This is a genomic window from Lentzea flaviverrucosa (assembly GCF_003350445.1).
Lineage (GTDB): Bacteria > Actinomycetota > Actinomycetes > Mycobacteriales > Pseudonocardiaceae > Lentzea > Lentzea californiensis.
In genome coordinates, this window is record NZ_QQAU01000003.1 from 68288 (window position 1) to 78106 (window position 9819).

1 protein-coding gene and 1 pseudogene are annotated in these 9819 nt (G+C 72.3%); both read left to right on the forward strand.

Going from position 1 to position 9819, the window contains the following annotated elements:
* Positions 1-25: 25 nt before the first annotated feature.
* The gene (locus tag DFR72_RS10545) at positions 26-5335 is read left to right on the forward strand and encodes a type I polyketide synthase (RefSeq protein ID WP_090062995.1); all 5310 of its coding nucleotides are present in this window, start codon (positions 26-28) and stop codon (positions 5333-5335) included.
* Positions 5335-9783 (forward strand): annotated as a pseudogene (locus DFR72_RS10550) (type I polyketide synthase); the annotation flags it as partial. The gene DFR72_RS10545 and the pseudogene DFR72_RS10550, both read left to right, overlap by 1 nt.
* Between the last annotated feature and the right edge of the window lie 36 nt (positions 9784-9819).

Here is a 9819-nt window from a genome sequence, read left to right on the forward strand (position 1 = left end):
CAACATTCCTTTTTGAGGTTGTGAGATGGCGGATCAAGAAAAGCTGGTCGGCCTGCTGAAGAAGCTCACCGCGGACCTTCAGCAGACCAGGACGCGCCTGCGCCAGGCGGAGTCCCGCGACAGGGAACCGATCGCGATCGTCGGGATGGCCTGCCGCTATCCCGGTGACGTCGAGAGTCCCGAGGACCTGTGGCGTCTGGTCGACGAGGAGCGGGAGGGCATCTCCACGTTCCCGACCAACCGCGGGTGGGACCTGGACGGGTTGTTCGACGCCGATCCGGAGGCCTCCGGCAGCAGCTACGCGACCACCGGTGGCTTCGTGCACACGGCGGACCAGTTCGACGCGGACTTCTTCGGCATCTCCCCGCGCGAGGCACTGGCGATGGACCCGCAGCAACGCCTGCTGCTCCAAGTCACTTGGGAGACGATCGAGCGGGCGGGCATCGCCCCCGGCTCCCTGGCCGGCACCAGGACGGGTGTGTACGCCGGCGTCTCGTCGCAGGAGTACGGGCCGCGGCTGCACGAACAGGCACTGAACGTGGAGGGGTACCTCCTCACCGGCACCACGTGCTCCGTGCACTCCGGCCGGATCGCCTACAGCCTCGGGCTCGAGGGCCCCGCCGTCTCGGTGGACACCGCCTGCTCGTCGTCGCTCGTGGCGATGCACTTCGCCGTGCAGGCGCTGCGCAGTGGTGAGTGCGACCTCGCTCTGGCGGGCGGCGCGAACATCATGGGCGGGCCCGGCGTCTTCGTCGAGTTCTCGCGTCAGCGAGGCCTCTCGCCCGACGGGCGGTGCAAGTCGTTCGCCGAGGCCGCCGACGGCACCGGCTGGTCCGAGGGCGTCGGCATGGTGATGCTCGAAAGGCTCTCCGACGCCCGGCGCAACGGCCGCAAGGTGCTCGCGGTCGTCAGGGGTTCGGCGATCAACCAGGACGGTGCGTCGAACGGGCTCACCGCACCCAGCGGGCCCGCCCAGAAGAACGTCATCGCGCAGGCGCTCGCCGACGCGCGGCTGTCGACCAGGGACGTCGACGTGGTCGAGGCGCACGGCACCGGCACCCGGCTCGGAGACCCGATCGAGGCAGAGGCGGTCCTCGCGACCTACGGGCAGGACCGTCCCGGTGACCGGCCGCTGTGGCTGGGCTCGCTGAAGTCCAACATCGGCCACACGCAGTGCGCCGCGGGCGTCGGCAGCGTCATCAAGATGGTGATGGCGTTGCAGAACGACACGCTGCCCAAGACCCTGCACGTCGACACCCCGACGCCGTTCGTGGACTGGCAGTCGGGTTCCGTCGAGTTGCTGACCCGGGCTCAGGCGTGGCCTCGGCGCGACCAGCCGCGCCGCGCCGGCGTGTCGTCCTTCGGCATCTCGGGCACCAACGCCCACCTGATCCTCGAAGAGGTGCCCGCCGACGTGGCCGCCGAGGACCGGTCCGGCGAACATCCGCCCGTTCCCGTCGTGCTGTCCGGGACCAGCCGCGAGGCGCTCGCGGCGCAGGCCCGGCGACTTCGGTCCACTGTGGAGGCCGATCCCGCCGCGAGCCCGCTCGACATCGCGTACTCGCTCGCCACCGGCCGGACCGCGCTCGCCGAGCGGGGAGTCGTTCTCGCCACCGACCGGGACGGCCTCCTCGACGGCCTGGCCGTCCTCGCCGAGGGCGGCAGGAGTGATCAGGTCCTGCAGGGCAGCGTGAGCAACGGCAAGACCGCCTTCCTCTTCACCGGCGGAGGGGCGCAGTACCTGAGCATGGGCCGCGACCTGTGCGCGGCGAACCCCTCGTTCGCCGCCATCTTCGAAGCCGTCATGGCGGAGTTCGACACCCACCTCCCGCAGCCGCTGCGCGAGGTCGTGTTCGCGGAGGACTCCGTCCTGCTGGACCGGATCGACTACATGCTGCCCGCGTTGTTCGCCGTCGAGGTCTCGGTGGCACGGCTGCTGGAGTCCTTCGGTGTGGTCCCGGACTTCGTTGCGGGGCACTCGATCGGTGAGTTCGCCGCGGCGCACATCGCCGGCGTCTGGTCACTGGCCGACGCCGCGCGCATCGTCGCGATCCGCGGCCGGTTGATGAACTCGCTGCCGACGGGCGGCGCGATGGTGGCGATCCAGGCCTCGGAGGAGGAGGTCGCGCCCGAGCTGACCGGCCTGGTGGGGTTCGCGGCGCTGAACGGGCCGACGTCGGTGGTGATCTCCGGTGACGAGGAGACCGCCATGGCCATCGCCCAGCGGTTCAAGGACCGCGGGCGCAAGGCCAAGAAGCTCGTCGTCAGCCACGCGTCGCACTCGGCGCTGATGGACGGCATCCTCGACGAGTTCGGCCGGGCGACCGCGGAGCTGACGTACTCCGCGCCGCGCGTCCCGATCATCTCCACCCTCACGGGCAAGCAGGTCAGCGCGGCCGAGGTGGGCGATCCGCAGTACTGGGTCCGGCACATCCGCCGGCCCGTCCGGTTCACCGACGCCGTGAGCCTGCTCGAACGGGAAGGCGTCACCCGCTACGTCGAGGTGGGGCCCAACGGCGTGCTGACCGCGGCCGCGATGGAGATCGTGGAGCGGCCGGACGCCGCCGAGTTCGTCTCGTCCCTGCGCAAGAACCACGCCGAGGACCTGGACCTGGCCACGATGGTGGCGCGACTGCACATCAGCGGAGCGCGGATCGACTGGACCGCTTTCTTCGCCGCCACGGGTGCACGTCGCGTCGACGTGCCCACCTACGCGTTCCAGAACAGCCCGTACTGGCTCGCGAACGACGACGGTCCCGCCGACCTGACCTCGATCGGGCTGGTCTCGGCGGAGCACCCGGTGCTCGAGGCGTCGATCCTGCCCGCGGACGGCGACGGGGCGTTGTTCGCCGGACGGGTGTCGCTCTCCTCCCACAAGTGGCTGGCCGACCACGCCGTCATGGGCACGGTGATCGTGCCGGGGGCTGCGCTGGTCGAGCTGGCGATCCGCGCCGGTGACGAGGTCGGGTGCCGCACGGTCGAGGAACTGACCCTGCACGCGCCGGTGCTGCTGAGCTCCGATGCGTCCCTGGCGTTGCAGGTGGTCGTGGGTGACGCCGACGAGGACGGCCGCCGGCCGATCTCCGTCCACAGCCGGCCCCCCGCGGGGCAGACGTGGACCCGTCACGCGGACGGATGGCTGCGGCCCACCGCCACCACCACCGACTGGGCACCGGGGGAGTGGCCGCCCAACGGTGCCGCTCCCGTCGCCCTCGACGGCTTCTACCCCCGCCTGGCCGACTCCGGGTTCGACTACGGTCCCGTGTTCCAGGGACTGCGGGCGGTGTGGCGGCGGGACGGCGAGATCTTCGCCGAGGTCGCCCTGCCGGACGCCGGTGCCGACGGCTTCACGATCCACCCGGCCCTGCTCGACGCGGCGCTGCACACCCTGTTCCTGGCTCCCGGCGCGGACGAGACCGCCGCACTCCCGTTCTCCTGGGGCGGCGTCTCGTTGCACGCCACCGGTGCGCGCACGCTGAGGGTGCGGCTGACGGGCGCGGACGGGAGGTCCGGAGCGCTTTGCGCGGTGGACGACGCCGGGCAGCCGGTGATCTCCGTCGAGTCGATCGCCGTTCGGCCCGTCACCGCGGAACAACTGCGCAGCTCGGACGCGCGGGAGAACCTGTACGCGGTCGAATGGCAGGGCACGCGGGCTCAGAACGCCCAGCCCTGGACGGAATACTCCGACGTGCCTGCCGACGGCGCCGTCGAAGGGCACGTCGTGTACTCGGCGCTGTCCGGCGACGACCCGGTCGACGACACCCACCGCCTCACCGCGACCGTGCTGGGCGTCCTGCACCGCTGGCTGGAGGACGACCGGTTCGCCACGGCGACCCTGGTCGTGCGGACCAGCGGCGCGACCGATCCCGGCGCACCGTGCCCGGCCTCCGCCGCGGTGTGGGGCCTGGTCCGCTCCGCCCAGTCGGAGAACCCCGGCAGGTTCGTCCTCTTCGACGGTCCGGCCGAGGCGGTCGGCGAGGCCGTTGCCACCGGTGAGCCCCAGGTCGCCGCACGCGGTGGCGAACTGGTGGTGCCGCGTCTCGTTCCCGTGACCACCGCCGCCGACGACGATCCGGCGACGTGGGAGCCGGACGGCACAGTGCTGATCAGCGGCGGCACCGGGGACCTCGGAGCGCTGGCCGCCCGGCACCTGGTGACCGAGCACGGCGTCCGGCACCTGGTCCTGACCAGCCGCCGCGGGCTCGACGCACCGGGAGCGGTGGAGCTGCGCGACGAACTGACGGCTCTGGGCGCACAGGTCGTCGTGGAGCGCTGCGACGCCGCCGATCGGCAGGACGTCGCCGCCGTTCTCGGCCGCATCCCGGCCGGGCACCCGCTGACCGGCGTGGTCCACGTCGCGGGTGTGCTCGACGACGGTGTCGTCACCGCGATCACCCCGGAACGACTCGAAGGAGTGCTCGTCCCGAAGGTCGACGCGGCGTGGCACCTCCACGAGCTCACGAAGGACATGGGCCTCCAGCACTTCGTCCTGTACTCCTCGGCCGCCGGCGTCCTCGGTTCCCCCGGCCAGGGCAGCTACGCCGCGGCCAACTGCTTCCTGGACGCGCTGGCCGCCTACCGCCGCGCCCGCGGTCTCGCCGCGCGGTCACTGGCCTGGGGACCGTGGCAGCAGGAGCGGGGGCTGACGGTCCACCTCGACGAAGCCCAGACGGATCGCCTCGGCCGCGACGGCTTCGGCTCACTGGACCGCGCGGAAGGCATGCGCGCCTTCGACGCGGCACTGGTGTCGGACGAAGCACTGGCAGTCCCGGTGAAGATCGATTTCACCGTCCTGAACCGCCTGGCGCGCACCACCGAGGTCCCGGCCGTCCTGCGCGGCCTGGTGCGCACGGCCGTACGGCGCAACGCGACCTCGCGCGAGGCGCGCGACCTCTCCCTCGTCGAACGCCTGGCCGCCCTGCCCGCGGCCGAACGACAGGACACGGTGCTGGAGGCCGTGCTGGAGCAGGTCGCCGACGTGCTGGGGCACAGCTCCGGAGCGTTGATCGACCCGGAACGCGCGTTCACCGAGCTGGGCTTCGACTCGCTCAGCTCCGTGAACCTGCGCAACAGGCTCAACTCGATGTTCGGGCTGCGCCTGGCCGCCACCGTCGTCTTCGACCACCCGTCGCCGCGCGCGGTCGCCGTCTTCGTCCTCTCGCTGCTGCCGGGACTCGCCGAGCCGGACGCCGAGCCGGACGGCCTGGTCGCCGACGAGGTGTCGCCCGAGGCCGGCCTGATCGACGAGATGGACGCCGACGAGCTGGTGAAGCGCGTCATGGCGGCCGCCGAAGACGAGTTCGTGTCACTCACCCCTGGTTCGGAGAACTCCTGATGCCCTCCAACGAAGAACTGGTCGCAGCACTGCGGGAGTCGGTCAAGGAGAGCAGCAGGCTGGCCGCGCGCAACCGGAAGCTGGTCGACGACGCCCACGCGCCGGTCGCGATCATCGGCATGGCCTGCCGGTATCCCGGCGGCGTCGACTCGCCGGAAGCGCTGTGGGACCTGGTCGCGAACGGCACCGACGCGGTGTCGGGGTTTCCGGCCGACCGCGGCTGGAACCTCGGCGAGCTGTTCCACCCCGACCCCGACCACCGCGGCACCTCGTACTCCCGCGAGGGCAGCTTCCTGCACGACGCCGGCGACTTCGACCCGGCCTTCTTCGGGATCTCGCCGCGTGAGGCGCTGGCCATGGACCCGCAGCAACGGCTGATGCTCCAGATCAGCTGGGAGGCCGTGGAGCACGCGCGCATCGACCCGACGACGCTCAAGGGCAGCGCGACCGGGGTGTTCGCGGGGCTCATGTACGGCGACTACGGCGTCGGCGTCGGGGAGTTGCCGGAAGGCGTCGAAGGTTTCCTGGGCAACGGGACCCAGGGCAGTGTCCTGTCCGGACGCGTGGCCTACACGCTCGGCCTGGAGGGGCCGGCGCTCACGGTCGACACCGCCTGTTCGTCGTCACTGGTCGCCGTCCACCTCGCCGTTCAGGCGCTGCGCACGGGCGAGTGCTCGATGGCCCTCGCCGGCGGTGTGTGCGTCATGGCCATCGCCGACACCTACGTCGAGTTCTCCCGGCAGCGCGCGCTCTCCCCGGACGGCCGCTGCAAGTCCTTCTCCGCCTCCGCCGACGGCACCGGTTTCGGTGAGGGCGCGGGAATCCTGCTGCTGGAGAAGCTCGAGGACGCCGAGCGCAACGGTCACCACGTGCTCGCGGTGATCCAGGGCTCCGCGGTCAACCAGGACGGTGCGTCCAACGGTCTCACCGCGCCCAACGGCCCGTCGCAGCAGCGCGTCATCCGTGCCGCGCTCGCCGACGCCCGGCTGCCCGCCGGCGAGGTGGACGTCATCGAGGCGCACGGCACCGGCACCGAGCTCGGCGACCCGATCGAGGCCGACGCCCTGCTGGCCACCTACGGCCAGGACCGCGAGGAGCCGTTCTGGCTCGGCTCGATCAAGTCCAACATCGGTCACACCCAGTCCGCCGCCGGAGCCGCCGGGATCATCAAGATGGTCGAGGCGCTGCGCCGCGGCGAGTTGCCGCGCACGCTGCACGTCACCGAGCGCTCGCCGGCCATCTCGTGGGACTCGGGCAACGGGCGCCTGCTCACCGAGCACCGCGACTGGCCCGCCGCCGGACACCCCCGCACCGCGGCGGTGTCGTCGTTCGGCATCAGCGGCACCAACTCCCACGTCATCCTCCGCGAGGCACCGGCGCGAACGGCCCCCGTGCGCGCCGCCGAACCGCCGCCCCGCGTCCCCTGGGTGCTCTCGGGGACCACCGCCGAGGCCGTACGCCGGCAGGCGGAGCGCCTGGCGCGCCGGGTGTCCGGTCTCGATCCCGTGGACGTCGCCTTCACCCTCGCCACCGGCCGCGCCGCGCTCGCGCACCGCGCGGTGGTCTTCGGGGAGGAAGAGCTGGCAGCTTTGGCGTCCGGTGCGCAGGCACCCGAGGTGGTCACCGGCACGCGGACCACAGGAAAGGTCGCGTTCCTGTGCACCGGCCAGGGGGCGCAGCGGCTCGGCATGGGACGCGAGCTGTCCGCCTACCCGGTGTTCGCGGAGAAGCTCGCCGAGGTGGCGGCACACCTCGACAAGCACACCGGCTTCTCCCTGCTGGACGTCGTGCACGGCACCGAGCAGGAAGCCCTCGACCAGACGGCGGTGACCCAGCCCGCCCTGTTCGCGTTCGAGGTGGCGCTCGCGGAGCTCGTGACGTCGTGGGGCGTGCGGCCCGACTACCTGCTCGGCCACTCCATCGGCGAACTGACCGCCGCGCACCTCGCGGGAGTGTGGTCGCTGGAGGACGCGGCAAGACTGGTCGTGGCCCGCGGCAAGCTCATGCAGGCGTTGCCGGCGGGCGGCGCGATGGTCGCGGTCGTGGCCGAAGAGTCCGAGATCGAGCTGCTGCCGGGCGTGAGCATCGCGGCGGTCAACGGCCCTCGGTCGCTCGTGCTGTCGGGTGACGAGGAGGCCGTCGCCGAGATGGCCGGCCGGTTCGAGCGCTCCAAACGGCTCGCGGTGAGCCACGCCTTCCACTCGCACCTCATGGACGGCATGCTCGCCGGGTTCCGGGAGATCGCCCGTGACGTCGAGTACGCCGCGCCGCGCATCCCGCTGATCTCCAACCTCACCGGCGCGGTCGCCACCGCGGACCAGGTCACCGATCCGGAGTACTGGGTGCGGCACGTCCGCGGCACCGTCCGCTTCGCCGAGGGCATGGCCACCCTGCACGCCGCGGGCGTCCGCCGCTTCGTGGAGATCGGCCCGGACGCGGCACTGTCCGCGCTGGGCGCCGACTGCGTGCCCGGCGGGATTTTCCTGCCCGTGCAGCGCAAGAACCGCGACGAGGTCACCACCGCCGCACAGGCGCAGGCCACCCTGTTCGCGAACGGCGTCAAGCTCGACTGGGCCGGCATTTTCGCGGGTACCGGTGCCGAGACCGTCGACCTCCCGACCTATCCGTTCGAGCGGGAGCGGTTCTGGCTCGCGCCCCAACGGGTCGAGCGGGCGAGCGGCTGGCGCCACCGCGTCCGGTGGACACCCATCTCGACCACAGCGGGCTCGCCAGGACCGTGGACGGTCGTCGCGGACCGGGACGACGCCTGGGCGCAGGCGGCTGCGGAAGCGCTGGGGACGATCGTCGTCAGCGCCGCCGACGCCCGCGAGGGCAACGTCCTCGCCTTCGTCGGCAACGGCAAGGAAGCCGCGGCGTTGCTGCGGGAGAACACCACGTTGTGGTGCGCCACCAGGGGAGCGGTCGCGGTCGGCGCGCAGGAGCGCGTCACCTCGCCCGAGCAGGCCGAGGTGTGGGGTGTCGGCCGGGTCGCGGCGATCGAGCAACCCCGTTCCTGGGGCGGTTGCGTCGACCTGCCGGAGGTTCCGGACGCCCGCTCCGTCGCGCGGCTGCTGGAAGTCCTGTCCGGCAGCGAGGACGAGGTCGCGATCCGCACGTCCGGCGTGCACGCCCGCCGTCTCGTCCCCGCCGAGCCCGCCACGGGAACGTGGGCGACGAGCGGTACCGCGTTGATCACCGGTGGCACGGGTGCACTCGGTGCGGTGGTCGCCAAGCGGTTGGTCGAGGCAGGCACGCAGAACCTCGTTCTGTTGTCACGCCGAGGAGAGGACGCCCCCGGAGCGCGTGAACTCACCGCGGAACTCACCGAACTCGGTGCGCGGGTGAGCATCCACGCCTGTGACGCGGCCGACCGCGACGCACTGGCCTCGGTCGTGTCCGAACTGGACGACCTCCGGGTCGTCGTGCACACCGCGGGAATCCTGGACGACGGCCTGATCGCGGGCCTCACCCCGGACAGGTTCGACGCCGTCGCCCGGCCCAAGGTCGCCGCGGCGCACCACCTCGGCGCCCTCACCCGGCACCTCGACCTGGACGCGTTCGTCCTCTACACCTCCGTCGCCGGGGTGCTCGGCAACGGCGGTCAGGCCGCTTACGCCGCAGCCAACGCGCACCTGGACGCACTGGCCGAACAGCGCCGGTTCGACGGACTGCCCGCCACGGCGGTGGCGTGGGGGCCGTGGGCCGAGGGCGGCATGGCCGGTGCTCTCGACGAGGGCGTGCGCCGGTTGGGACTGCGGCCGATGGATCCGCGGGCCGCCGTCGACGCGCTGGTCGAGTCGCTGGCCGCGGGCGACGCCGCGGTGACCGTGGCGGACTTCGACTGGCCCGCCTACCTGGACACCGCGCGACCGGCACCGGTCCTCGCGGAGATCCCCCGCCCGCAGGCGGAAAGCCCTACTGCGACGGTGGTGCCAGACCTGCGCGACCGGCTCGCCGGACTCATCGAGCCCGAGCAGCGCCGGGTGCTGCTCGACCTGGTCCGCGAGGTCGTCGCCAAGGTCCTGGGACATCCGAGCGGCACGACGATCGAACCGGACCGCGCCTTCAGCGAGCTCGGTTTCGACTCGCTGACCGCGGTCGAGCTGCGCAACCGCCTGGACGCGACGGCGTCGCTGTCGGTGCCGTCGACCCTGATCTTCGACCACCCGACACCGCTGGCGCTCGCGGACTACCTGTGGGAGGAGGTGGCGGGCCCCGAGCACGCGGCGGACGCCCTGCTGCGCGACCTCGACAGGGCCGGCGACCTGCTCGGCGGTCTCGACGCCGGCAGCGAGGCGCGCGCCGCCGTCCTGGAGCGCCTGCACGCGCTCGTCGCGGAGTTCGGCACCGCACCAACGCCTTCCCGTGGAGCTGTGGCGCGGACCGACCTCACCGAGGCGTCCGACGACGAGCTCTTCGCCTTCATCGACCAACAGCTCGGCACCTGAGCCGGCGCTCGTGATCTTGACCAATGAGTGGGGCAA

Bases quoted from the DNA above. Each gene is read 5' to 3' on its own strand.
- DFR72_RS10545 (WP_090062995.1), top strand. From the start codon at position 26: ATGGCGGATCAAGAAAAGCTGGTCGGCCTGCTGAAGAAGCTCACCGCG.